This window comes from Aeromonas sp. QDB20 (genome assembly GCF_027707805.1).
GTDB classification, from domain to species: Bacteria; Pseudomonadota; Gammaproteobacteria; order Enterobacterales; family Aeromonadaceae; genus Aeromonas; species Aeromonas dhakensis.
In genome coordinates this window covers 91476-117175 of the sequence record NZ_JAPCJC010000006.1, presented here as the reverse complement: position 1 = coordinate 117175, position 25700 = coordinate 91476, and the positions used below count along the sequence as shown (strand labels likewise).

The 25700-nt window shown below is 62.9% G+C and carries 21 protein-coding genes; 15 read left to right on the top strand and 6 right to left on the bottom strand.

From position 1 onward, the window contains the following. The 12 genes from aroB to PG897_RS09620 all read left to right on the top strand — a co-directional run bounded on the left by aroB (nt 1) and on the right by PG897_RS09620 (nt 12199). Nucleotides 1-1083 carry a 3-dehydroquinate synthase gene (gene aroB, locus PG897_RS09675; protein WP_017778955.1) on the top strand — a complete coding sequence of 361 codons (1083 nt, stop codon included), beginning with the start codon at nt 1-3 and terminating at the stop codon, nt 1081-1083. Next, a complete protein-coding gene (locus tag PG897_RS09670) occupies nt 1073-2680 on the top strand; it encodes an SPOR domain-containing protein (RefSeq protein ID WP_201881669.1) in 1608 nt (535 codons plus the stop codon). The genes aroB and PG897_RS09670 overlap by 11 nt, the downstream gene beginning before the upstream one ends. A 70-nt stretch (nt 2681-2750) precedes the next feature. Further along, nucleotides 2751-3623 (top strand): Dam family site-specific DNA-(adenine-N6)-methyltransferase, encoded by an 873-nt coding sequence (locus tag PG897_RS09665; RefSeq protein ID WP_017765003.1) that lies wholly within the window; start codon nt 2751-2753, stop codon nt 3621-3623. Nucleotides 3624-3892: 269 nt separating this feature from the next. Then, complete coding sequence (gene rpe / locus PG897_RS09660) at nt 3893-4567, top strand: ribulose-phosphate 3-epimerase (RefSeq protein ID WP_010633199.1); 675 nt, start codon at nt 3893-3895, stop codon at nt 4565-4567. Continuing rightward, nucleotides 4554-5222, top strand: a complete 669-nt coding sequence (locus PG897_RS09655; RefSeq protein ID WP_017765004.1) for a phosphoglycolate phosphatase — start codon at nt 4554-4556, stop codon at nt 5220-5222. Before rpe ends, PG897_RS09655 begins: the two co-directional genes overlap by 14 nt. Nucleotides 5223-5261: 39 nt before the next feature. After that, nucleotides 5262-6266 (top strand): tryptophan--tRNA ligase, encoded by a 1005-nt coding sequence (trpS, locus tag PG897_RS09650; protein ID WP_005298400.1) that lies wholly within the window; start codon nt 5262-5264, stop codon nt 6264-6266. Between the two features lie 124 nt (nt 6267-6390). Continuing rightward, on the top strand, nt 6391-6606 hold the full coding sequence (locus tag PG897_RS09645; RefSeq protein ID WP_005298403.1) for a hypothetical protein: 216 nt from the start codon (nt 6391-6393) through the stop codon (nt 6604-6606). 20 nt (nt 6607-6626) lie between these two features. After that, entirely contained in the window at nt 6627-7208 is a 582-nt protein-coding gene (locus PG897_RS09640; RefSeq protein ID WP_201881671.1) for an aminodeoxychorismate synthase component II, read from the top strand. 277 nt (nt 7209-7485) lie between these two features. Beyond that, complete coding sequence (locus tag PG897_RS09635; RefSeq protein ID WP_010633203.1) at nt 7486-8703, top strand: aspartate aminotransferase family protein; 1218 nt, start codon at nt 7486-7488, stop codon at nt 8701-8703. 75 nt (nt 8704-8778) lie between these two features. Further along, the gene (gene astA / locus PG897_RS09630) at nt 8779-9798 is read left to right on the top strand and encodes an arginine N-succinyltransferase (protein ID WP_005298408.1); all 1020 of its coding nucleotides are present in this window, start codon (nt 8779-8781) and stop codon (nt 9796-9798) included. A gap of 70 nt (nt 9799-9868) precedes the next feature. Next, nucleotides 9869-11338: a succinylglutamate-semialdehyde dehydrogenase gene (gene astD, locus PG897_RS09625; RefSeq protein WP_201881673.1), complete on the top strand. Its 1470-nt coding sequence runs from the start codon at nt 9869-9871 to the stop codon at nt 11336-11338. A gap of 63 nt (nt 11339-11401) precedes the next feature. Continuing rightward, on the top strand, nt 11402-12199 hold the full coding sequence (locus PG897_RS09620; RefSeq protein WP_005298414.1) for a DUF1338 domain-containing protein: 798 nt from the start codon (nt 11402-11404) through the stop codon (nt 12197-12199). An 86-nt stretch (nt 12200-12285) separates the two neighbouring features. On the opposite strand, the gene PG897_RS09615 is transcribed toward PG897_RS09620, so the two are convergent. After that, a complete protein-coding gene (locus tag PG897_RS09615) occupies nt 12286-12882 on the bottom strand; it encodes an HAD family hydrolase (protein ID WP_010633205.1) in 597 nt (198 codons plus the stop codon). Nucleotides 12883-13059: 177 nt separating this feature from the next. On the opposite strand from PG897_RS09615, the gene PG897_RS09610 reads away from it, so the two are divergent. Continuing rightward, a complete protein-coding gene (locus PG897_RS09610) occupies nt 13060-14424 on the top strand; it encodes an MDR family MFS transporter (protein ID WP_005298417.1) in 1365 nt (454 codons plus the stop codon). Between the two features lie 67 nt (nt 14425-14491). On the opposite strand, the gene nifJ is transcribed toward PG897_RS09610, so the two are convergent. The 3 genes from nifJ to PG897_RS09595 all read right to left on the bottom strand — a co-directional run bounded on the left by nifJ (nt 14492) and on the right by PG897_RS09595 (nt 20388). Then, nucleotides 14492-18025, bottom strand: a complete 3534-nt coding sequence (gene nifJ, locus PG897_RS09605) for a pyruvate:ferredoxin (flavodoxin) oxidoreductase (protein WP_270828967.1) — start codon at nt 18023-18025, stop codon at nt 14492-14494. A gap of 414 nt (nt 18026-18439) precedes the next feature. Then, nucleotides 18440-19210 (bottom strand): substrate-binding domain-containing protein, encoded by a 771-nt coding sequence (locus tag PG897_RS09600; protein WP_270828966.1) that lies wholly within the window; start codon nt 19208-19210, stop codon nt 18440-18442. Nucleotides 19211-19362: 152 nt separating this feature from the next. Further along, on the bottom strand, nt 19363-20388 hold the full coding sequence (locus PG897_RS09595) for a hypothetical protein (RefSeq protein ID WP_270828964.1): 1026 nt from the start codon (nt 20386-20388) through the stop codon (nt 19363-19365). A gap of 508 nt (nt 20389-20896) precedes the next feature. Between PG897_RS09595 and PG897_RS09590 the strand changes: the two genes are divergently transcribed. Then, on the top strand, nt 20897-21223 hold the full coding sequence (locus PG897_RS09590; RefSeq protein ID WP_043171178.1) for a hypothetical protein: 327 nt from the start codon (nt 20897-20899) through the stop codon (nt 21221-21223). Between the two features lie 170 nt (nt 21224-21393). Continuing rightward, on the top strand, nt 21394-22803 hold the full coding sequence (gene pdxR / locus PG897_RS09585; RefSeq protein ID WP_270828963.1) for a MocR-like pyridoxine biosynthesis transcription factor PdxR: 1410 nt from the start codon (nt 21394-21396) through the stop codon (nt 22801-22803). A gap of 133 nt (nt 22804-22936) precedes the next feature. Here pdxR and PG897_RS09580 read toward each other — a convergent pair whose 3' ends face one another. After that, entirely contained in the window at nt 22937-24076 is a 1140-nt protein-coding gene (locus PG897_RS09580) for an MFS transporter (protein ID WP_270828961.1), read from the bottom strand. A 12-nt stretch (nt 24077-24088) separates the two neighbouring features. Then, nucleotides 24089-25636 carry an ABC-F family ATP-binding cassette domain-containing protein gene (locus tag PG897_RS09575; protein ID WP_270828960.1) on the bottom strand — a complete coding sequence of 516 codons (1548 nt, stop codon included), beginning with the start codon at nt 25634-25636 and terminating at the stop codon, nt 24089-24091. Nucleotides 25637-25700 lie beyond the last annotated feature (64 nt).

The window sequence follows — 25700 nt, the reverse complement described above, 5'->3', positions numbered from 1 at the left end:
ATGGAAAGGTTGAAGGTCGAACTGGGTGAACGCAGCTATCCCATCGAGATAGCGGCAGGTCTGTTGCAGCATGCAGAGGTGCTGACGCAAACCATCAAGGGCAAGCGGGTCATGATAGTGACCAACACCGTTGTCGCCCCCTTGTATCTTGAGCGCATTACCCAGCTGCTGTCCGGTTATCAGGTTGAACACCTGATCCTGCCGGATGGCGAGGCCTACAAGAACCTGGCAACCTTCGAGCGGATCATGTCCGCTCTGCTGGAAACCAACCATGGCCGTGATACCACTCTGATCGCCCTGGGGGGCGGTGTGATAGGTGACGTGGTCGGCTTTGCTGCGGCAAGCTACCAGCGTGGCATTCCTTTCATTCAAGTGCCTACCACACTGCTCTCCCAGGTTGACTCCTCCGTCGGCGGCAAGACCGCCGTCAACCATCCTCTCGGCAAGAACATGATCGGGGCCTTCTATCAGCCCAGACACGTGGTCATCGACACCGAGTGCCTTCAGACCCTGCCTGCCCGTGAATTCGCCGCCGGCATGGCCGAGGTGATCAAGTACGGCATCATCTGGGATGTCGAATTCTTCTGCTGGCTCGAAGCCAACATGTCCCGTCTGCAGGCGCAGGAGCCGGCCGCGCTGGCCTATGCCATCCGCCGCTGCTGTGAAATCAAGGCCGATGTGGTCGGTCAGGACGAAACCGAACATGGCGTGCGTGCCCTGCTCAACCTGGGTCATACCTTCGGCCATGCCATCGAAGCCGAAAAGGGCTATGGCAACTGGCTGCACGGCGAAGCCGTGGCGGCGGGCACCATGCTGGCTGCCTGGACCGCACAGGCCCGTGGCGATGTGACCGAGCAGGACGTAGCCCGCATCAGGGCGCTGCTGCTGGCGGCCAACCTGCCGGTACAGGCACCGCCCGAGATGGATTTTGCCGCCTTCATTCGCCACATGCGCCGCGACAAGAAGGTGCTGGAAGGCAAACTGCGTCTGGTGCTGCCGGTTGGCATCGGTCATGCCCAGGTGGTGGCCGATGTCTCCGATGCTGAACTGCTGGCGGTGATCGAGTCTGGTCGTGACAAATAAACTGCTGAAGCTTCCTTCCCAGCGGCAGCTGGTTGACCGGCTGCTGCATCTGATTGAATTCAATCATCCTTTCATTTTTCTTTCCGGCAAACCCGGCAGTGGTCGCGGCACCTTGTGTCAGGCCATGCTCGATAGCCTGCCTGAAAAAGTCCGCGTCGCCAGCCTGATCGGCAGTCCGGCCATGAAGATGGTGGACGTGCGCCAGTTGTTGCTGCCCCAGGTGGTGGCCCGCCCGCTGTTCAATCCACAGGATGCGCTGGCAGACAGCTTCTTTCGCATGCTGGAGGGCAAACCGGCCACCCTGCTGCTGCTGATCGAACGGGCAGACGAGCTGCCGGCCGAACTGGTTGGCGAGCTGTGGAGTCTGTGCCGCCACAACGACACCCTGGCTGTGCCCCATCAGCTGGCGATCATGGTGTCCGGCAGTGACGTCTGGTGTCGCACCCAGAAGGCGTTGCTCAAAGGGCGTGCCATGCCGGCACTGGAGCTGGAAGTCGCGCCGCTGAGCGCCCCCGAACAACGCATCTTCTTGTATGAGAAGGCCAAAGAGCTCAAGATCCCGACAGCCCTCTTGCCCAAGCCGAAAGTGGAAGAGATCCTGAAAGTGGCGAATGGACATCCGTCCACCATCATGCAGTTACTGGAGGATATCATGACCGACAGAAGGCCCAAGAAACGTCAGGCCGAGTTGCCCGTCAAGAAGATTGCGACCCTGCTGGCACTGGTTGCCGGCGGCCTGTTGGCCCTGAGTTATCTGCTGCCGGCCCTGTTCAGCAGTGACGACAAAGGGGCCGTGTCTGAACCCGCCCAGAGCACGGCGCTGCCGATCCCCGTGTCGGGTGGCGATCCGCTCACCGTCGGCGGCAACAACAGTAGCCAGAACGGCAATCAGAGTGTGAACAATGATGGTGCCGCCACCAATCAGGGTGGTGTGGTTCGTGACTGGCAGCCCGATGCCAAGGCCTTGCCCAAGGCGGTGGAGAGCGACACGGTTACCACCGAATCGACCAACTACGAGGGGCGCCGGGTGGTGATCTCCGACGAGGTGGTCGAGAAGCTGATGAAGCAGCCCAACGTCAGCGGGGCCCTGCCCACGGCGGTGGTGGATGAGCTGACCGGTGCCGATTCCCGGGCGGCAGCCACCCAGGATGCGCCAGCCAAGCAGGCGGCCATACCCAATGCCACCGCCCAGGCTGCCCAGCCAGTAACAGCCGCCAAGGCTCAGTCAGCGCAGGCTACCAGCAAGCCGGTGGTCAAACCGGCTGCCGCCGAGCCGCTGGCGACTCCGGCGCCCAAAGTGGCGCTGACTCCCGCCGCTACCCTGAACAAGAAGCCGCGCAGCCACTACAGCATCCAGCTGATGGGGGCGAGCAACACCAAGGCGGTCGACAAGTTCGTGGCCGAGAATGGTCTGGCCGGCAAGATCTGGGTCTATCAGACCCAGTTCCGCGGCAGCCCCTGGTACGTGGTGCTGCAGGGGGACTACGCCAGCAGCAACCAGGCCAAGGCCGCCATTCGCAAGCTGTCGCCCGCCTTGCTGAAGGGTCAACCCTGGCCCAAGTCGTTTGCGCAGGTACAAAAAGAGTTGAAGCAATAGCCATTTTGGCCGGGAAGGGGGTAGAATCGTCCCCCTTTTTTGGTCGATGCCTTCTTAACACCGGATTTCCATGAAAAAAACACGCGCTTTTTTAAAATGGGCCGGGGGAAAATACTCCCTGGTTGAAGAGATTGCCGAGCGTTTGCCGGCCGGGCGTGTGTTGCTGGAGCCCTTCGTCGGGGCCGGGTCCGTGTTTCTCAACACCGACTACGACGCCTATGTGCTCAACGACATCAATCCGGATCTGATCGGGCTTTACAACCACCTCAAGCAGACGCCGGACAGCTTCATCGCCGAGGCGCGCAAGCTGTTCGTGGCCGAGCACAACCACAAGGCCGCCTACTACCGGCTGCGTACCCAGTTCAATCAGGCCGATACCAGTTTCGAGCGTGCTCTGCTGTTCCTGTTTCTGAATCGGCACGGTTTCAACGGCCTGTGCCGTTACAACAAGAAAGGGGGCTTCAACGTCCCGTTCGGTTCCTACAAGAAACCCTATTTCCCGGAAAAAGAGCTGTGGGCCTTCGCCGAGAAGGCGCAGAAGGCGACCTTCATCTGTGAAAGTTATGCCGACGCCATCCAGCGCGCCGAAGAGGATTGGGTCATCTATTGCGATCCGCCCTATGCGCCGCTCTCCACCACGGCGAGCTTCACCACCTATTCGGCCGGCGGCTTTACCCTGGACGATCAGGCCGTGCTGGCCAGGCTGGCCCGCCACACCGCGGCCCGCAAAGGGGTGCCCGTGCTCATCAGCAACCACGACATCGAGCTGACCCGCGAACTCTATCGCGGCGCCCGTCTCGACGAGATCCTGGTCAAACGCACCATCAGCCGCAACGGTGGCACCCGCAACAAGGTAGCCGAGCTGCTGGCGCTCTATCCGCCCGGCATCGAGCCGGAGCAGGGCTACTACCCGAGCGACGCCGAACTGGCGCCACTCGGCTGAGACAGACGGCACCTTGGGTGCCGTTTTTTATGTCTCCCGCGGGTGATGATGGCATTCGCTTTTTCCATACCGTGTGCGGGTCGTTTTCGGCGCTCGTTTGCGGTGATGATGGCGTTCGCTTTTTCCGTATTGCGTATGGGGCGTTTTCAGCGTCCGCTTGCGGTGATGATGGCGTCCGCTTTTTCCATACCGTGTGCGGGTCGTTTTCGGCGCTCGTTTGCGGTAAAATTGCGCCGCTTTTTCTGCCACGCTGCCAATGGATGACGCTGATGAAAGACTTTCTGATTGCCCCCTCGATCCTCTCCGCCGACTTTGCCCGTCTGGGGGACGATGTCGCCAAGGTGTTGGCCGCCGGTGCCGACGTGGTCCATTTCGACGTGATGGACAACCATTATGTGCCCAACCTGACCATAGGCCCCATGGTCTGTCAGGCCCTGCGTGACTACGGTATCGAAGCCCCCATTGACGTGCACCTGATGGTCAAGCCGGTGGATCGCATCATTCCCGACTTTGCCAAGGCTGGTGCCTCCCTCATCACCTTCCACCCGGAAGCGTCCGATCACGTCGACCGCTCCCTGGGCCTCATCAAGGAGCAGGGCTGCCAGGCCGGTCTGGTGCTGAACCCGGCCACCCCGCTCACCTGCCTGGAATACGTGATGGACAAGCTGGACGTGATCCTGCTGATGTCGGTCAACCCGGGCTTCGGTGGCCAGAGCTTCATCCCCGGCACCCTCGACAAGCTGCGCCAGGTGCGCCGCCTGATCGACGAGAGCGGCCGTGACATCCGTCTCGAGATCGACGGCGGGGTCAAGGTGGAGAACATCCGTGAAATTGCCCAGGCGGGTGCCGACATGTTCGTGGCCGGCTCTGCCATCTTCAGCCGCCCGGACTACAAGGCGGTGATCGACGAGATGCGGGCGGAGCTCTCTCATGTCAAACGCTGAACGTGATTTTGACCTGGTGCTGTTCGATCTGGACGGCACCCTGATCGACAGCGCCCCGCAACTGGCGCTGGCGGTCAACCGTACGCTGACCGAACTCGGGCTGGCCGAGGCCGACGAGGCCGTGGTGCGGACCTGGGTCGGCAACGGCGCCGACAAGCTGATCCAGCGGGCGCTGGACTATCGCGCGGCGCCCGAGCTGTTTGCCGGCGCCCGTCCGCTGTTTGACCGTCACTATCAGGCCTGCCTGCTGGAAGGGCTGGCCATGTATGACGGGGTTGAGCAGAGCCTGCGCCGCCTGCAGGCGCTGGGCTACCGGCAGGGAATAGTGACCAACAAGCCGAGCCACTTCGTGCAGCCGATCCTCGATGCCCTCGGCATCGCCGATTGCTTCGCGCTCTGGCTGGGGGGCAACTGCGTGCCGGTCAAGAAACCGAGCCCGGAACCGCTGCTGCTGGCCTGCCACGAGCTGGGCGTCAGCCCGTCGCGTACCCTGATGGTGGGCGACTCCGAAAATGACGTGCTGGCCGCCCAGGCTGCCGGCATGAAGGTGGTGGGGCTGACCTACGGCTACAACTACGGCCGTCCCATCGCAGATTCCCGCCCGGACTGGGTATGCGAGCAGTTTGCCCAGCTCGACGCGCTGCTGGCCGAATAAGCTGGCCAGGCAGGCCGAATAACAAGGATCAACACTCTGATGACTAAACCTATCGTATTGAGCGGGGCCCAACCGTCGGGCCAGCTGACCATCGGCAACTACATGGGGGCCCTGCGTCAGTGGGTCAACATGCAGGATGACTTCGACTGCCTCTACTGCATCGTCGATCTGCACGCCATCACCACCCGCCAGGATCCGGCCGCCCTGCGCAAGGCCTGCCTGGACGCCGCCGCCCTCTATCTGGCGGTGGGGATCGATCCGGCCAAGAGCACCGTCTTCATCCAGTCCCACGTGCCGCAGCACGCGGAGCTTGGCTGGATCCTGAACTGCTACACCCAGATGGGCGAGCTGTCGCGCATGACCCAGTTCAAGGACAAGTCCGCCCGTTTCGAGAACAACGTCAACGTCGGCCTGTTCGGTTATCCGGTGCTGATGGCGGCCGACATTCTGCTCTATCAGGCCAATCAGGTGCCGGTGGGCAACGACCAGAAGCAGCACCTGGAGCTGACCCGCGACATCTGCACCCGCTTCAACAACCTCTACGGCGAGGTGTTCACCCTGCCGGAGCCCTTCATTCCGACCGAAGGCGCCCGGGTGATGAGCCTGCAGGATCCGACCAAGAAGATGTCCAAGTCGGATGACAACGAGGCCAACTTCATCGGCCTGCTGGAAGATCCCAAGCAGATCGTCAAGAAGATCAAGCGCGCGGTGACCGACTCCGATGAGCCGGCGGTGGTGCGTTTCGATCCGGAGAACAAGCCGGGGGTCTCCAACCTGCTGACCCTGATGTCCGGGGTGACAGGTCGCTCCATCCCCGAGCTGGAACAGCATTTCGAAGGCAAGATGTACGGTCACCTCAAGACCGAAACCGCCGAGGCCGTGGTTGCCTTGCTGGAGCCGATCCAGGCGCGCTTCCACGAGCTGCGTCAGGATGAGGCTCATCTGCAGGCCATTTTGGCGGCAGGTGCACAAAAGGCGCGGGAAAGGGCTGAAAAAACCCTGGCCAGCGTATATGATGTAGTCGGCTTCGTTCCTCGAGCCTGACATACTGGGAAGGTGTAGTAGAAGAGAGCTGGGTATTTGCCTGGCTTTCTTTGTTTTACCCGACCTGCTATTCGTTGTTTTCATCTTCCAATTTCAAACGCGGGCGTCTGCCCCAAGAGTTAGCATGTCTGTCGAATCAAATACCACGATTGAAGAGTTGGGTGACAAGGGTCACTGGCTGCGCAAGTTCCGCAAGGCCAAGAACCTGCATACCCTGCAACTGATGGTCTCCAACGCCATCGACAAGCACCACAAAATCCCCGCCATCGCCGCCGCCATCTACCTGGCCGAGTGCCAGCGCGAGCGCGAGATGGAGCAGGGCCGCTATCTGGATCGTTAATTCTCTGCCCTGGTTGACCCATGCTGTTGTTGATCGATAACTACGACTCCTTTACCTGGAATCTGGTGCAATATTTTGGCGCCCTGGGACAGGAGGTGGTGGTGAAGCGCAATGACGAGCTGACGCTGGACGCCATCGCCCGGCTCTCTCCCCGCTATCTGGTGATCTCTCCCGGCCCTTGCACGCCAAACGAGGCGGGCATCTCTCTGGCGGCCATCTCCCGTTTTGCCGGCCAGCTTCCCATCCTCGGCGTCTGTCTCGGCCACCAGTCCCTGGCGCAAGCCTTTGGCGCCCGGGTAGTGCGCGCCCGTCAGGTGATGCACGGCAAGACCTCGCTCATCTGCCATCGGGGGGAGGGAGTCTTCAAGGGGCTCAACGACCCGTTGAGGGTCACCCGCTACCATTCGCTCATCGTGGAGCGCGACACCCTGCCCGATTGTCTCGAGATCACCGCCTGGAGCGAACATGCCGACGGCAGCCCGGACGAGATCATGGGCCTGCGCCATAAGCAGTTGAATATAGAGGGGGTTCAGTTCCATCCGGAGAGCATTTTGAGCGAACAGGGCCATCAATTGCTGGCCAATTTTCTGGAAAATTCCTGACAAGTCGTGATCGGCCTCTCAAAATCGTGATGAGGCCAAAAATATTTTCCCTGACACTTTATTCACCTGCCTACCTGTCCAAATTATCTCTTGCCAACACCCCCTGAGCCGTTATGCAATGCGGTTGCCTAAAATCTCACGGGCAATCGAACATTGTTCCCTGTAACGCGCTTTGTTGCAGACTTTTAGCTTTTTTTCTGTGACAATGCCGATGTGTTTACATGGATTTAACTTTTGGGCGGTGGATTATTCTGTCGCCAGATCGAAGGAGAGCAATATGTCAGAGTTGTTGGCAGTGACACGTGAAGTGTTTGATGAAGTGATGGTTCCCAACTATGCACCCGCCAAGATCATCCCGGTGCGTGGTGAAGGGTCACGTGTCTGGGATCAGGAAGGCCGTGAGTATGTGGACTTCGCCGGCGGGATCGCCGTCAACGGCCTGGGCCATTGCCATCCCAAGCTGGTAGAGGCCCTGAAAACCCAGGGCGAGAAGCTGTGGCACCTCTCCAACGTGATGACCAACGAGCCGGCCCTGCGCCTGGCCAAGAAGCTGGTCGCCGCCACCTTCGCCGACAAGGTCTATTTCTGCAACTCCGGTGCCGAAGCCAACGAAGCCGCCCTCAAGCTGGCCCGTCGCTACGCCATCGAGAAGTTTGGCGCCCACAAGACCCAGATCATCGCCTTCCATCAGGGTTTCCACGGTCGTACCTTCTTTACCGTCAGCGTCGGCGGCCAGGCTGCCTACTCCGATGGTTTCGGTCCCAAGCCCGCTGACATCACCCACGTGGCTTACAACGATCTGGCCGCACTGGCCGAGGTCATCTCCGACAATACCTGCGCCGTGGTGATGGAGCCGCTGCAGGGCGAGGGTGGCATCATTCGTCCCACCGACGAGTTTGCCAAAGGGGTGCGCGAGCTGTGCGACAAACACAACGCCCTGCTGATCTATGACGAAGTGCAATCTGGCGTCGGCCGTACCGGCGATCTGTTTGCCTACATGGGTCTGGGTGTCACGCCGGACATCCTCACCAGCGCCAAGGCACTGGGCGGTGGCTTCCCCATCGGCGCCATGCTGACCACCACCGAGATCGCCTCCCACCTGAAAGTGGGTACTCACGGCTCCACCTACGGCGGCAACCCGTTGGCCTGTGCGGTGGCCGAGGCGGTAATCGACGTGATCAACACCCCGGAAGTGCTGAGCGGCATCAAGCAGCGCGAGCAGCTGTTCCGCGAAGGGCTGGAAGCCATCAACGCCAAGTACCACTGCTTCAGCGAAGTGCGCGGCAAGGGGCTGCTGCTGGGCGCCGTGCTGAACGACGACTACAAGGGACGTTCCCGCGACTTCCTGCTGGCCTCCATCGATCAGGGCCTGATGGCGCTGGTTGCCGGCACCAACGTGGTGCGCTTCGCGCCGTCCCTGGTTATTCCGGAAGCGGACATCAAGGAAGGGCTGGCCCGGTTCGAGAAAGCGGTTGCCCAGGTGGTTAACGCCTGATCCAAATTGAGGTGGGGAACCCGCCCGGCAGGAGCCGGGCCCCCACCTGTCGTCAATGAAAGGGAGTTGTCATTTATGTTGGTTATCCGTCCCATCGAGCAAAAAGATTTTGCCGGTCTCAAGACCTGTGCCATCGAATCCGGCACCGGCATGACCTCGTTGCCCGTCAACGATGAACTGCTGCAGCGCAAGATAGACGCCTCCACCCAGACCTTTTCGGACAAGCCTGCGGGCAAGGGTGACTGCCTCTATTTCTTCGTCGCCGAGGATCTGGAGACCGGCGAAATGGTCGGTACCTGCGCCATCGATGCGGCCGTGGGCCTGTCCCAGCCGTTCTACAACTATCACATCGGCAAGGTGGTGCACTCTTCCCCCAAGCTCGGCATCTACAACGTGGTGGAGACGCTCACCCTCTCCAACGACTACACCGGCAATTCCGAGCTCTGCACCCTGTTTCTGCGCGAATGCGCCCGCGAGGGGCTCAACGGCCGTCTGCTCTCCAAGCACCGCTTTCTGTTCATGGCCGAACACCCCGAGCTGTTTGACGAAACCGTCTTCGCCGAGATGCGCGGCGTCTCCGATGGCGATGGTCACAGCCCCTTCTACGAGTGGCTGCAAAAGCATTTCTTCTCGATGGATTTTCCCACCGTCGACTATCTCACCGGTATCGGCAAGAAGCGTTTCATCGCCGAGCTGATGCCCAAGTACCCCATCTACGTCAATCTGCTGAGCAACGAGGCGCGCGCCGTCATCGGTCAGACCCACGAGAAGACCCGCCCGGCCATCAAGATGCTGCAGGACGAAGGATTCGTGAATCGCGGCTATGTCGACATCTTCGATGCCGGCCCCACCGTCGAGTGCGACGTGAAGAACATTCGCAGCGTGCGCCGCAGCCAGAAGCTGCGGGTACTGGTGGGCGAGCCCATCGGCGGCAAGACCCACCTGATCTGCAACACCCGCTACGAGCACTACCGCGCCTGCTACGGCAACATCCGGGTCGATCTCGACAAGCACGAGGCCATCATTCCGCCCAAGATGGCGGCGGCGCTCAAGGTGCAGGATGGCGACATGGTGCGTGCCGTCGATCTCGACTGATCCGGCTGGCGACGAAACCGAATATGAAACAGGCAGCCTCGGCTGCCTGCATACCACAGGGAGTGATTGGATGACTCATTTAGTGCAGTTTATCGACGGTCAGTGGCTGGCCGGTGAAGGCAAGCCGTTCGAATCAAAGGATCCGGCCAAGAATCAGGTGATCTGGCAAGGAGAGGCCGCCAGCGCCGCCCAGGTTGATGCCGCCGTCAAGGCCGCCCGCCAAGCCTTCTATCATTGGTCCGATCTGGCCCTCGACGATCGTCTGGCCATTGTGCGCCGCTACGCCGACCTGCTTGGCGAGCACAAGGAGGCGCTGGCCCTGACCATCGCCCGCGAGACCGGCAAGCCGCTGTGGGAGACCCGTACCGAGGTCGCCGCCATGCAGGGCAAGATTGCCATCTCCATCCGTGCCCATGACGAGCGCACCGGTACGGTGGAGAACCCCATGCCGGGCGCCAAGGCATTCGTGCGTCACAAACCCCACGGGGTGGTGGCGGTGTTCGGCCCCTACAACTTCCCGGGCCACCTGCCCAACGGCCATATCGTGCCGGCGCTGATCGCCGGTAATACCGTGGTGTTCAAACCCTCCGAGCTGACCCCCATGGTCGCCGAGGCCATGGTCAAGGTGTGGCAGGAGGCGGGACTGCCCAAGGGCGTGCTCAACCTGGTGCAGGGCGAGGTGGACACCGGCAAGGCGCTGGCCGGCAACCCAGACATCGACGGCCTCTTCTTCACCGGTTCGTCCCGCACCGGCCACTTCCTGCACCAGCAGTTTGCCGGCCAGCCGGGCAAGATCCTGGCCCTGGAGATGGGCGGCAACAACCCACTGATCGTGAAAGACGTGAGCGACATCGACGGCGCCGTCCATGCCATCGTGCAGTCCGCCTTCATCACCTCGGGCCAGCGCTGCACCTGCTCGCGCCGCCTGTTTGTCGAGCGCGGCGAGCGGGGCGATGCTCTGGTCAAGCGCCTGGTGGAGGTGGTCGGCCAGATCAAGGTCGGTCACTACGATGACGAGGCTCAGCCCTTTATGGGTGCCATGATCAGCGAGAAGGCAGCACTGGGCATGGTCGAGGCGCAAGCCAACCTGCAGCGCCTCGGTGGCGAGAGCCTGCTCACTCTCAAGCACCTGGAAGCGGGCACCGGCTTCGTCTCCCCGGGCATCATAGACGTGACCGCGGTCAGCGCGCTGCCGGATGAAGAGTACTTCGGCCCGCTGCTGCAGCTCATTCGCTACGACGACTTCGATGCCGCTATCGACCAGGGCAACGCCACCAGCTTCGGCCTCTCGGCCGGCCTGCTCGGCGACAGCGAGGCGGACTGGCGCCACTTCTTCAAGCGCATTCGCGCCGGCATCGTCAACTGGAACAAGCCCATCACCGGTGCCTCCAGTGCCGCCCCGTTCGGCGGCATCGGCGCCTCCGGCAACCACAGAGCGAGCGCCTACTACGCCGCCGACTACTGTGCGTATCCGGTCGCTTCCGTCGAAGACAGCAAGGCTGCCATGCCGGATCAGCTGTCTCCCGGCCTGAGCTTCTGACAACAACGAAAAGGGGGCACCTCAGGGTGCCCCTGTCTGTACCCGCAATCAAAGGAAAGAGAGATGCAAAAGGATATCGACACCCTGTTCAGTCATCTGTGGGACAACTACATCAAGGTGACCCCGAGTGCCCACAAGGTGCACACCCTGCTGGGGGGCGGTGAACCCATCGTCAACGATCACGTGGCGTTTCGCACCTACAACCTGCCCAAGCTGGGGCTGGAGAAGCTGGCGGCCCACTTCCTGGCGCTCGGCTACGAGCAGAAGGGCGAGTACGTGTTCAAGGCCAAGAAGCTCTACGCCAAGCACTTCGAGCACAAGGATCCGGACGCTCCCAAGGTGTTCATCAGCGAGCTGAAGGTAGAGGAGCTCTCAGAAGGCGCTCAGGCCATCATCCACAAGCTGGTGGATCAGGTGCCCGATCATCTGACCGATACCGCCGCCTTCCTCTATGCCGGTGCCCCCTGGCAGGTCTCCTATGCCGACTACCAGACCCTGCTGGCGGAGAGCGAGTATGCGGCCTGGATGGCGGCCTGGGGTTATCGCGCCAACCACTTCACCGTCAACATCAACCGCCTGCGGGATTTCGACACCATAGAGCAGGTGAACGCTGCTCTGAAAGCGGCCGGCTTCGTGCTCAACAGCGTGGGCGGCGAGGTGAAAGGGGACCCGCAGGTGATGCTGGAGCAATCCTCCACCATGGCCGACAAGGCGGACGTGGCCTTCAGCGACGGTGTACGCACCATCCCGAGCTGCTTCTACGAATTCGCCCTGCGCTACCCACAGGCCGACGGCGTGCTCTACCCGGGCTTCGTCGAGGCGTCGGCCGACAAGATCTTCGAATCCACCAACGCCATGTAAGGCGGGGCCGGCTCACTCCGGCACGACTGCATGCAAAACGCCTCCCTTGTGGAGGCGTTTTTGTCCTGGCTGACGCAGAGTGGGAGCTAGCGCTGGTAGAGCTCCCCCTCCAGCACCAGTACCGTCTCCATTCCGGCAGCGCGGCCGGCCTGCAGGCCGATCTGGGTATCTTCGAACACCAGGCAGTTGGCGGGGTTGGCGCCGAGCTGCTCGGCCACTTGCAGGAAGGTGTCGGGGTGGGGCTTGTGGTTGACCACGTCGTCGGCGCTCACCACCACCTGGATATAGGCATCGAGCCCGGTGCTTTTGAGGATCGACTCCGCCTGATTGCGCGGCGAGCCCGTGCCGATACCCATGGGGACCTTGCCGTGGCAGCGCCTGACCAGCTCCCACATGGCAGGAAAGACGCTCACTTGCTGGATATGCTCCATGTAGAGGGCCACCTTGCGGCGGGTGAAGGCCTCCACGTCTATGGTCAGGCCGTGCTGTTCGGCCAGGATGGCGACGATCTTGCGGGTGGGAATGCCGCCGTACTCGTTGAGCTGGGCGCGATCGAAGGGCAGGCCGAACTCGGCGCTGGTGGCTTCCCAGGCATCCAGGTGGCGTGGCATGGAGTCCACCAGGGTGCCATCCATATCGAAAATAAGGGCGTCGTACTGCTCAAACCGGAACTGCTCGGACATGGGGCTGCTTCCTCTCGGGGTAAAAGGGCAGCCTACCAGAGCGGGGGGCACATTGCCGCGACCGGGGTCATGCTTGCCGGCACGGGCGCCCGGTTTTGGTCATCCGCCAGTGATGTATGAGACAATAACAAGTTCTGCGCCGCAGACGCTGGAGCAACAAAGGAGCGAGCCCGTCTTATGTCCCCCAAAACCATCTTCTCGAGCGTGGCCCTAGTGATCGCGCTGGGTTCACTGGAAAAGAGCATAGTCACCACCCCGCTGCCCATCATAGGGGCCGAGCTGAACGCCGGCGCCGCCCTCACCTGGGTAGTCACCGCCTACCTGCTGGCGGCCACCGCCGCCCTGCCCATCTACGGCAAACTGAGCGACATGTTCGGTCGCGTGCGCATGCTCAACATCGGCATTGGCCTGTTTCTGGCCGGCTCGGTGGCCTGCGGCCTGGCCCAGGATCTGCCGACCCTGCTGGCCGCCCGGGTGCTGCAGGGGCTGGGGGGCGGGGGGCTGATCGCGCTCGCCTTCACCGTCATCGCCGACAGCATACCGCCGCGGGAGGTGGGCAAGTACCAGGGCTACATCTCGGCGGTCTATGCGGTTTCCAGCATCGCCGGCCCCTTGCTCGGCGGTTATTTTACCGAGCAGCTCAGCTGGCGCTGGATCTTCTGGATCAACCTGCCGCTCGGGGCCATCGCCCTCTGGCTGGTGAACCGCAACCTGGGCCACCTCAATGTGCGTCGTCACAGTCGTTTCGACTGGAAGGGGGCGGCGCTGCTCATCACTGTCACCACTCTCACCCTGTTGCTGCTCTCGCCGGAGGCGGCGCTACCCGCTATCTGGCTCGCGGCCGCGCTGGTGGTGGCCCTGCTGTTGCTGGTGCTGATCGAGCGGCGGGCCCACGACCCCATACTGCCGGCCCACCTGGCGCGTCAGCCCGGTTATCTGGTGAGCGTGCTGCTGGCGTTGGCCTCGCAACTGCTGATGTTCGCCGTGCTGGTCTACCTGCCGCTGCAGATGCAGTGGCAGAAGGGGATGAGCGCCAGTGACAGCGGCGAGATCATGGTGATCTTCATGGTCTGCATCACGGCGGGGGCCTTCGTCGGCGGCAAGCTGATCGGTCACACCGGCTACTACAAGCGTTTCGTGGTGGTGGGGTTCGCCCTGGCGGCGCTGGCCCTGTGGCAGATCCACTTCGACGTCTGGATCAGGCTGGGGCTGGCGTTTGCCGGCATCGGCCTTGGCCTGGTGCTGCCCGCGCTCTCGGTGGTGGTGCAAAACGCCCTGCCGCGGGAAGATCGCGGCATCGGCATGTCGCTGTTCAACTTCGGCCGCGAGCTGGGGGGCGCGGTCGGGGTGGCCATCTGCGCTGTGCTGTTCCACTCCGCCCTGCCAGCGGGCAGCAGCCACAACCTGGCCAGCCTGAGCCCGGTCGAGCTGGCGCCCGGCTTCAGCGCCACCTATATCGGCATGGCGCTGATCGCCAGTGCCGCCCTGCTGGTCACCCTGCTGGCGTTGAAGCGCCACGAGCTGGCCGACATGCCTGCCTGATGGCTGCCAGCCGGTAAAAAGAGGGCTCCCCGCGGGGAGCCCTCTTTATTGGTGGCAACTTGAGCGCTTACTCCTGCGCCGGCGCCTCTTTGCCGGCCAGCTGGCTCAGCCAGGCGAAGCGGCGGTGGGCATCCTCCTGCGCCTCCTCATAGAGCCGGCTGGCCACCTCCGGCAGCTGACGAGTGAGGCGCTCGAAGCGGGGCTCCTGCTGCAAGGTGTCGGCCAGCGACGCGCTGGGGGCGCGGGAGTCGAGCGCCAGCGGCGCCTTGCCCTCTTCCTTGCGGCGCGGATCGTAGCGATAGAGCGGCCAGAAGCCGGTGGCGGTCAGCTGCTTCATCTGCTCGTGGCTCTGGGCCAGATCGTAGCCGTGCTCCTCGCAGGGGCTGTAGGCGATGATGAGCGACGGACCTGGGTAGGCCTCCGCCTCCTGGATCGCCTTCACCGTCTGGTTCATCTGGGCGCCGAGGGAGATCTGCGCCACGTAGACGTGACCGTACATCATCACGTTGGCACCGAGATCCTTGCGCCCCTTGCGCTTGCCCTGCTCGCCAAACTTGGTGATGGCGCCGAGCGGGGTGGCCTTGGACTGCTGGCCGCCGGTGTTGGAGTAGCACTGGGTGTCGAGCACCAGTACGTTGATGTTCTCCCCCAGGCTCAGCACGTGATCCAGCCCGCCGTAGCCGATGTCGTAGGCCCAGCCGTCACCGCCGATGAGCCAGACCGATTTCTCCACCAGGTAGTCCGCATCACGGGCCAGCTCCCGGGCCGCGGCGTCGGTGCGCCCCTGCAGCAGTGCGCGCAGCTGCGCGATATGGGCCCGCTGCTCGGCGACCGGCAGGCTGGCGTCCTGCAGCCCCTGTTGAAGTTCGGCGGGGACGGCGTCCCCCAGGCTCGCCAACAGGCGGCGTACCCGCTCGCGATGCTGATCCACGGTGAGTCGAAAGCCCAAGCCAAATTCGGCGTTGTCCTCGAACAGGGAGTTGGCCCAGGCCGGCCCGCGCCCGTCGGCGTTGGTGGTGTAGGGAGTGCTGGGCAGGTTGCCGCCATAAATCGACGAGCAGCCGGTGGCGTTGGCGATGAGCAACCTGTCTCCGTAGAGCTGGGTCAGCAGCTTGATATAGGGGGTCTCGCCGCAGCCGGAGCAGGCGCCGGAGTATTCGAACAGCGGCGAGATGAGCTGGGAGGTGCGGATGTCGATGCGCTCCAGCTGCTCGGCGCTGCGCTCGGGCAAGTCCAGGAAGAAGTCGTAGTTGGCCTTTTGGGCCTCGAGGTGATCCAGCCGGGATTCCATGTTGATCGCCTTGCGGCTCGGCTCGGCGCGATCCTTGGCCGGGCACACCTCGACGCAGAGGTTGCAGCCGGTGCAATCCTCCGGCGCCACCTGCAGCACGTACTGCTGGCCGCGCATGTCGCGGGCCTTCACATCCAGTGCATCCAGGGTGGCGGGGGCATCCTCTAGCGTTTCTTTATCCACCACTTTGGCGCGGATGGCGGAGTGGGGGCAGGCGGCCACGCAGTAGTTGCACTGGGTGCAGAGGTCTGCCTGCCAGATGGGCACCTCCTTGGCGATGTTGCGCTTCTCCCAGCGGGTGGTGCCCACCGGCCAGGTGCCGTCTGGCGGGAAGGCGGAGACCGGCAGGCTGTCGCCAAGCCCTGCCAGCATGGCGGCGGTGACGGTCTGCACGAAGTCCGGCGCCTTGGGGGAGACCACCGGCGGGCGGGGCCGGCTGTCGGCCTCCATCTCGCCGAGGGGCACCTGGGTCAGGGCCGCACTGGTGGCCGCGAGGGCCTGCCAGTTGCGCTCAACCAGCGCCTGCCCCTTGCTGCCGTAGCTGTTGGCGATGGCCTGTTTCAGCAGCTGGATGGCCTCATCCAGCGGCAGGATGGCGGTGAGCTGGAAGAAGGCCATCTGCATGACGGTGTTGATGCGCTGGCCGAGTTGGCAGTCGCGGGCAATCTTGGCGGCGTTGATGGTGTAGAGACGGGCCCCCTTCTCGCGCAGGGCATGTTGCACCTCGAGGGGGAGGCGGCCCCAGAGCTCGGCCGCGCCATAGGGGCTGTTGAGCAGGAAGATGCCCCCCGCCTTGAGCCGCTCCGCCATCCGGTAGAGATCGATGAATTGCCACTGGTGGCAGCCGACGAAGTCCGCCTCTTCCACCAGGTAGGCCGACTGCAGCGGCCGCGTTCCCACCCGCAGGTGGGAGACGGTGAGGCCGCCCGCCTTCTTGGAGTCGTAGACGAAGTAGCCCTGGGGGTAGAGCTCGGTGTGGTTGCCGAGGATCTTGATGCTGTTCTTGGCCGCCGACACGGTACCGTCGCTGCCAAGGCCGTAGAACAGTGCCTCCAGCTTGAGGTGGCTGGCCGGGGGCACTGAGGTCGGCAGCGGCAGGGAGAGGCCGGTGATGTCGTCAAAGATGCCGACGGTGAAGCGCGGGCGCGGGTTAGCCAGCGCCAGCTCGTCAAACACCGCCTGCACGCAGGCCGGGCCGAACTCCTTGGAAGAGAGGCCATAGCGCCCGCCGATGACCCGCGGCAGGCTGGCCCGCTCACCCCGGCTGACCGCCTCGGCCAGCGCCGCCATCACGTCCAGATAGAGTGGCTCGGCCAGGGCGCCCGGCTCCTTGGTGCGATCCAGCACCGCTATCTTGCTGGCGCTCGCGGGAATGACCGCCAGCAGGTGCGCGGCCGAGAAGGGGCGGTAGAGGCGCACCTTCACCAGCCCCACCTTCTCCCCTTGGGCCAGCAGGTGTTCGATCACTTCCTCACAGGTGCCGATGGCGGAACCCATCAGCACCAGCACCCGCTCGGCTTCTGGGTGACCCAGGTATTCGAACGGCCGGTAGCTGCGGCCGGTCTGCGCGCCGAAGGCGTCCATCGCCTCGCTCACGTGGCGATAGCCCTCGTCATACCAGGGGTTGCTCGCCTCCCTACACTGGAAATAGGTGTCCGGGTTGGCGGCGGTGCCGCGAATTACCGGCTTGTCGGGGGTCAGCGCCCGCTCCCGATGGGCACGGATCGCCTCGGCGGGCAGCAGGGCGCGCAGGGTGTCGTCAGCGAGCGGCACTATTTTGGCTATCTCGTGGGAGGTGCGAAAACCGTCGAAGAAGTGGATGAAGGGGAGTCGGCTGTTGAGGCTGGCCACCTGGGAGATGAGGGCGAAGTCCTGCGCCTCCTGCACATTGCTGGCGCAGAGCAGGGCGCAGCCGGTCTGGCGCACCGCCATCACGTCAGAGTGGTCACCGAAGATCGACAGGGCATGGGTCGCCACGGTGCGCGCCGCCACGTGCAGCACGAAGGGGATGAGTTGACCCGCCAGCTTGTAGAGGTTGGGGATCATCAGCAGCAGCCCTTGGGACGAGGTGAACGAGGTTGCCAGCGCTCCGGTCTGCAGGGCACCGTGGACGGTGGCGATGGCGCCCCCCTCCGACTGCATCTCCACCACCCGTGGCACATCCCCCCACAGGTTGGCACTGCCCTGGCTTGCCCAGGCCGACGACTGCTCGGCCATGGCGGAGCTGGGGGTGATGGGATAGATGGCGATCACTTCGCTGGTGCGATAAACCACGGAGGCAACGGCGCTGTTGGCGTCCGTCGTTAGCATGTCGTGTTTCATTCTCAAACCTTGGTTGCACAGTCGGCGTGGGTACGCAAACGACAAAAGAGACCGGGCCTTGCCCCGGGGGGAGCGAAAGCGTGCTGTGCCCTTCCTTGTGGCAATCTGTGTCACTGGCCTGTGACGGTGAATTCGCTGCTCTTGCGCTGGGGTGAATCAACGTTGCGGCAAGAAAAATATGTGATGGAACGTTAATATGAGTAATGTTTTGCCGTTGTGATTGTCAATCTTCAAATTTATCCGTTCGATGAATTAAGTCTTCATATTTATTAAGCAAGAGTCGGCATCGCCAAAATAAATATCTGGTGAATCAGACCATCCTGTTAATGGGGGAATAGATGCCAATGCGTCCCTGCACTGGCATGCAATAATGGTCATCAGAAGGTCATCATTCTCTTGTCATTAAAATTTGTCGGACCAGCCCAGCTGCTGAAAAATCTGCTTTGATTTTTCCCCTTTCAAATATTCGGCGAAACGTACCGCATCCTGGCTCGGACTCTTGTTAAGGACTATGTTCACATCCCGATAAACCACCAGCTGCTCTTCAATCGCCACCACGTCGCCCACGTCCGGGTTGCTCCTGGCCCAGTCAATCCAGGTGATCCAGGCATCGACGCGGGGATCTTCCTGGAACGCCTTGCGGGCACTGCCGCTGTTGGGGGTGTATTGCACTATGTTGTTTCGAAAATCGGCCACCAGCTTGATGTCACCGGTGCGACCTATCATGTCTTCCCACACCCCGGTTCCCGAGGTGTTGCTGACCCCGGCCCCCTCCGGCACGACTATGCCGATACCCGGTTTGGCCAGATCGGCCAGCCCCTTGATATTCTTGGGATTGCCCTTCTTGACCAGAATGATGGCCGGGCGCAGGTAGAGCGGGGTAATCTTGTTGATGTCGAACTGCTGCTGATGGTCGGTGGCGATCGCCAGGGCCGATTGCTCGGAGGCGCCGAACAGCATGTCGGCGTTTTTGCCGGCATCGTCATTCCAGGTCGCCTGCGGCCCGAAATGGACGTTCACCTTGATCCCCGTCTCCGCTTCAAAGGCGCTGCCCACCTTGATCAAGGCGGTGTGCGGCCCGCCGGGGCCATATAAGTTGACGTCCGCCAATGTGGCATAACTGGTCAGCATGGTCACCAATGCGGAAGCCGTCATAAATATATGCTTGTTCATTATCTACACTCCTTTGGGACTGATGGTTCAAGCGAAAAGGACCGGTCGTTTATCGAATTTATTGCAACGAAAGATGTGCGGTGAAATATTTCATGATCAGGCATCAATATTATTTAAAGCCGTGCAAACCATGATTTAACATCTCTTCCTTCTTATATTCTGACGCCCACCATACCGGCAATGATGGCCAGCGCGAGGGCTGCCGAGCCGGTCAGTCCGGTGTACCACAGCAGCCTGATGCGGCTCGTTGCCACGCCGTGGGCCGCGAGCACCACTCGCAACCCGGCCAGCAGATGCGCCAGTACGAAGAAGACGCCGAGGGTGTAGTGGGGCACCAGGCGAATATTCCAGGGATCCATCAGCAGGCCCGCCTCGCCACCGGTGGCAAAACTCCAGTCGGTCGGTATGCCGAGGAAGCTGCGGGCATAGATGAATACCGAGTTCATGTGCCCCAGCACGAACACCGACAGATAGACGCCAGAGGCGATCTGGAAGGTGGTCAGCCAGCCATGCCGGGTACTGCTCCAGCGCCAGGCAAGATAGAGACCTGAGCCGACCTGGAAGAGAAACGCCGCCACCAGCAGGGGTTCGACAACGCTGGCCCGGTAGACGGTGCGACCCGCCTCCATGACCCGGGCGTGAAGCTCGGGGCCGACCAGCCCGGTCAGGTGATTGGCCAGATGAAAGATCACATAGCAACAGAGCACCAGTGCGCTGATACCATGGGCGATGCGCCAGCGTCCCAGTCCACCCACGGGACGGGCCTGCGCTGCCACTGTCTGGTGTGACTCCCACCCCAGCAGCATGGCGCCAACCCAGAACAGAGACCACACCAGCACATCGGGCAGCGGGCTGCCGACCAGCGTTTGCACCACTCCGAGCAGGACATAGAGGCTGGGGGCCGCCACGCTCAGGTAAGCCAGTCGACGCATGCCTGTGGCGATGCCGGGCCGATTGGCGACGATCAGCCCCGCCAGGGGAACGGCCAAGGCCAGCAGCAGCGAGAGCAGGGCGCCGAGCAGACTGGCTGCGCCGCTCTGGCCGACCAATGTGTTGAAGATCATCAACAGAAACGGATAGCCGAGCGCGGCCAGCGGGGGGAGCAGACAGAGTGAGTGAGGGCGCTGCACCATGATGTGCTCGCGGCTCTCGTCCGCGATCCTGGAAGGCAAGGGCATACTGATATTCCTGCTTGATAGGGCGGAAAACCACCTGATTCGGGTCTATTCAGATAACCGCGGCGCGATATCCTGCGCGGGGCAACCCGTCATGCCGCCATGAGCGAGCGGCCGCAGTGACCGAGTGTCGGCTCCCAGCAATCGGGGCCGGCGAGAGGCGGGCCAATCTATTCCAGGGAATATCTCAGCAAGGAGGTCAGGTAATGCATATGTTTTATTTCCCCTTTAACTGAGTGCCAGGTTGATAATGTGAGGATAAAAAAAGCGGCCAAGGGGTAACAGGGACAAGAATGGTCATATGGAGTAGTCCATACAGATAACAGGGAGTAATGAGATCTCTTTTGACTCCCTTTTATTGATTGCCGACAACCGGCAGGTTGGCAGAGATAATTCGGCCATAGCGTGATATAAAGACGGGCGGGAGGCGATGGATTTTAATCTTGACGTATTGAGCAGGCTTGTATAAAAAATACGCCAACTGATAGCGCTATACCAAGGAGAGTGTGTCGTGTTCGAGTTCACTGTTAATAAGGCGGCGCTGCTGTCTCTTTCACTTTTATTTACCTCCTCGGCCATGACCATGGAAATATCTGCAGATAAAACCAGAACGGTTCAGGAATTTACCGGCAATGTCATGTTGAAGGTAAATGATAATGAGTCTGTGACTGTCTCTGCCGATTCGGTCAGAAAAAGCCAGGATGGCATGGAATATTCTGGCAAGGTCACCTTGTCTGCCGAAAAATTCAATGCTGAAGCTGATGAAATAAAATCGACGACAGATGGCCACGGTACGACCACCTTTACCACTGACAAGCTGACGCTGATCAGCAAATAGCGGTCAGCCAAGGCACGCCCGTGATGGCGCCATATACCATGTTTTCATGGTACAGGGTGTTATCAGCCAATATTGTCATGCTGCTCTTCTATCGTGATGCCAACAGGAGTGGATAATGGATAAACAACGGAAGTGATAGAATACAGAGCCATATTTCATGGACCCCTCTCATGGACATTCAGGATTTGAACCTCAGCCGGGAGCAGGCAACCCCGCTCTATCTGCAGATATACCAGCGCTATTGCCATGCCATCGCGAGCGGAGCCTTGAACGCCGGTGACCGAGTGCCCTCGGTGCGCAGTCTGGCAAGCGAACTCAACCTTGCGCGCGGCACGGTTGAAATGGCCTATCAGATGCTGATCGGTGAAGGGTATCTGATATCCCGCGGTGCCGCGGGCACTGTGGTTGCCGCCGGGCTGAACAGGCTCGTCGAGGCGCCACCCTCTCCCCGACCCGCCGCCGCGCCTGCGCCGACCCAGGGGATCCCTCACAGCGAAATCCTGCCGTTCCAGCTGGGTGTGCCCGCGCTGGATCTGTTCCCGCGCAAGAGCTGGGCCCGGCTTGCCACCCGGCATCTGCGCAATATGGAGATGGTGACGCCGGATCCGGCCGGGCACCCGGCCCTGCGCCGCGCCATCGCCACCTATCTGGGCATTTCGCGGGGGATCCGCTGCAGCCACGAACAGGTATTCATCACGGTTGGTTATCGGGGGGCGCTGGATCTGGTGTGCCGCGCCCTGCTGCGAGCGGGAGATCTGGGCTGGTTTGAAGAGCCTGGCTATTTTCATGCGCGCCAGTTTTTGCAGCAGGCGGGCCTGCGGTTGCACCCGGTGCCTGTCGACATGCATGGCATGGATGTCAGCCTGGGTGAGCAAACCGCCGACGAGGCCCGGTTTGCGGTGGTCACCCCCACCCACCAGAGCCCGATGGGGGTGGCCCTCAGCCTGCCGCGTCGACTGGCGCTGCTGGAGTGGGCAGAGCGGCGCAACGCCTGGATCATTGAAGATGACTACGACAGCGAGTTTCGCTACCACGGCCGGCCCTTGCCCCCCCTCAAGAGCCTGGATCATCAGGGGCGCGTGCTCTACACGGGGACCTTCAGCAAGGTGCTCTACCCCGGCCTTAGGCTGGCCTATCTGGTGGTGCCCGAGGCGCAGGTCGTCCGTTTTCGCGAGCTGGTGGCGCAGCTGCCCGGCGCGGGCAATCCGGTGCTGCAGGCCACCCTGGCAGACTTCATGGATCAGGGGCATTTCACCCGCCACCTGAGCAAGATGCGCAGAGTCTATGCCGAGCGGCATGGCTATCTGGTCGATGCCTTGGCAGCCCGCCTGGGCGACCGGTTGCGGGTGCAGCCACAGGCTGGCGGGATCCAGCTATTGGCGCAGGTTGCCGGGGGCGTGACGGATCAGCAGCTGGTCGAGGTTGCCCAAGCCAATGGACTGGCGTTGCACGCCTTGAGTAGCTGGTACATGAACCCGGCGCAGCAAAGGGGGGTGATGATGGGGTTTGCCAACTTTGCCAGCGCAGAGCAGGCCGATCGGGCCGTGCAGCAGCTGTTGTCCCTGTGGCCGGCAGAGTGAGCGCCATCCTTGGGTGATGCACATCCTTCGGCTTGTGAAGAGGAGGGGCTGGTTACCAGGCATCGTCTGCCACATGGCAGAGGTCATGAAGAGGGCTCCCGCGGGAGCCCTCTTGTCATTGTGCCTGTTGTACTCAGCCCGGCAGCCGCACCGGGCGCAGGGCGAGGATGGCCCCGCCAAACAGCAGCAGGGCCAGCAGGGCCATGGCCATGGGGCCGGCGCTGTAGGCAAAGCCGGCGACGGCGGACCAGAGCGCTACCCCGAGGTGCATCAGGGTCATGGCCAGCGACATCAACATGCCGCGCTGGGCCGGGGCGAGCTGGGCGATGTAGCCCTGCAGCGCCGGTGAGCCGATGCCGCCGGCCAGCGCCCACAGGCCCAGCGGCAGGGCGAGGCTGGCCAGGCTGCCGGCCGGATAGAGGTAGAAGAAGGCGCTGACCAGGGCGCACACCACCAGGGCGCCGCGCATCAGGGGGCGGCCGCTCTCCACATAGCCGGCCAGGCGCGGCATCAGCACGTTGCCGACCACGCTGATCACGCCAAGGGCGCCGTAGAGCAGCCCCACCGACCAGACCGGCAGCCCCTGGCTGTCGTGCAGGTGCTGGCCGACCAGGTTGAACAGGCCGATGCCGCCCCCCAGTCCCAACCCCATGGCGAGCAGGGCGCCGAGCGCCCCCGGAATGGCCAGCACCGAGCCCTGCGGCGCGGGATGCGTGCCGCGGGCATGCACTTGCGGCGTGCGCGCCGTGAGCCAGGCCAGGGCCGCCGCCACGGCCCAGGCGCAGAGGCCGAGCACGATGAAGGGGGTGCGCCAGCTGCTGAGCTGGGCCAGCAGGGCGCCTACCGCCGGGCTCGAGATCATGCCGAGGGTGAGCCCCGACTGCACCCAGGCGATGCGCTTCATGGCGTCGGCCGGCGCGCCGTCCGCCGCCATGGCGAAGGCGATGGGGAGCATGCCGGCGCTGGCCAGCCCGGTGATCACCCGGGTCGCCAGCCCAACCTCGAAGTTCGCCACCAGGCCGGTGGCCACCGAGGCGGCGCCAAACAGCAGGGAGGCCGGCAGCATCACCCGCAGCCGGCCGTGGCGATCCGACAGACCGCCGAGCAGGGGAGCGATGAGGGCCAGCGCCACGCTGTAGGCGGTGATGAACAGGGTCACCCGCTCCGGAGCGACCCCCAGCTCGGCGCCGATGGGGGCGAGCAGGGGGCCCAGCATCAGCTCATCGGCCCCGATCAGAAATGCAATCAAAAACAGCAGTACTTTCAGTAACATAATTTTTATTCCTTAAGCTTGGGTCGACACGGCGGCGAACTGCTGGATGTCCACCACCCGATCCGGCCAGTCGGCCACAAAGGCCGGCTCGTGGCAGACGGCGAGCACGCTGCCCGGGTAGTCGCACAGGGCCTGGCGCAGGGCGGCCTTGGTGCCGGCATCCAGGTGAGTGGTCGGCTCATCCAATATCAGCAGATGAGTGGGCTGCAGCGCCAGTCGGCACAGCTTGACCCGGGTCTGCTCACCGCCGCTCAGGGCACTGATGGGCTGGATGGCCAGCTTGCCGCCGATGCCAAGGCGCGCCAACTGCTGGCGGGCACCCTTGTCATCCAGCCCGGGGGCGGCGGCCTTGACCAGGGCCAGCGGGGTGGCCGCGGGATCGGGCCAGTGCAGCGCCTGCTCGAAGTAACCCGACTTGAGGCCGGGGGCCAGGGCCAGTTCTCCGGCGAGCGGGGCGAGGCGGCCGGTCAGGGTGTTGAGCAGGGTCGACTTGCCGATGCCGTTGAAGCCGGCGATCACCACCTTCTCGCCGCGGCGCAGCTGCAGGCTGAGCGGTGCCAGCAGGGGCTGGTGGTAGCCGATCTCCAGCGCGCTTGCGGTCAGCAGTTGCGGGTGGCCCCCCTGGGCGGCGCGAAAGCTGAGGGTGACCGGTTTGGCCTGCTCGGGGGCCGCCAGGCGCTCGATGCGCGCCAGCTGCTTCTTGCGGCCGTTGGCGATGCTGGCGTTGACCCCGGCCCCGTTCTTGGCGATGAACTGCTCGAGCCTGTCGATCTGCCGCTGCTGGGCCTGGTATTGACGGGCGTGCAGCGCCTCGGCGGCGCCCTTCTGGGCCAGCGCCTGGTCGAGGTTGCCGCGATAGGTGTGGATCTGCTGGCGGTCGATGTCGGCGATGGCGGTGGCGATGCGATTGACGAAGGCGCGGTCGTGGGAGACCACCAGGAAGGCGCCGGGGAAGCGCTCCAGGTAGCCCGCCAGCCAGTCGACGTGGGCTGTGTCCAGGTAGTTGGTCGGCTCGTCGAGCAACAGCACCTCCGGCGTGCGCAGCAGCAGGCCGGCCAGCATCACCTTGTGGCGCTGGCCGCCGCTTAGATTGGCGAGCCGGGTCTGCATGCCGAGCTGGGTCAGACCGAGGCCGGCCGCCACCTCGTCGATGCGCGGATCTAACTGGTAAAAACCCTGGCTCTCCAGGTGCGCCTGCAGATCGGCCGCCCGGGCCAGCTGCCGCGGCCCCAGTTTGGGGTCGGCGTAGAGGGCCAGCATCTCGGCTTCCGCCTCATAGAGGTCGGCGAACACCGACTGCAGGTAGCCCCGCAGGGTGAGGTGGCCATCCCGCGCGGCGTGCTGGTCGAGATAGCCCGCCTTGATGCCGGGCTGCCAGAGGATGTCGCCGCCGTCTGGCAGACGCTCCCCCTGGATCAGCTGGAGCAGGGTGCTCTTGCCGGCGCCGTTGTGGCCGGTGAGGCAGACATGCTCGCCGGCGTGGAGACGAAAGCTCGCCTGCTGGTACAGGGTCTTGTCGCCGATGTGATAGGTCAGGTTGTGGATAGTGAGCACACTCATGGTTGTAACATCCATAAAAAAACGGGGGGCAGGTACGCGACGTACCGGCCCCCCGTCTCAGCAA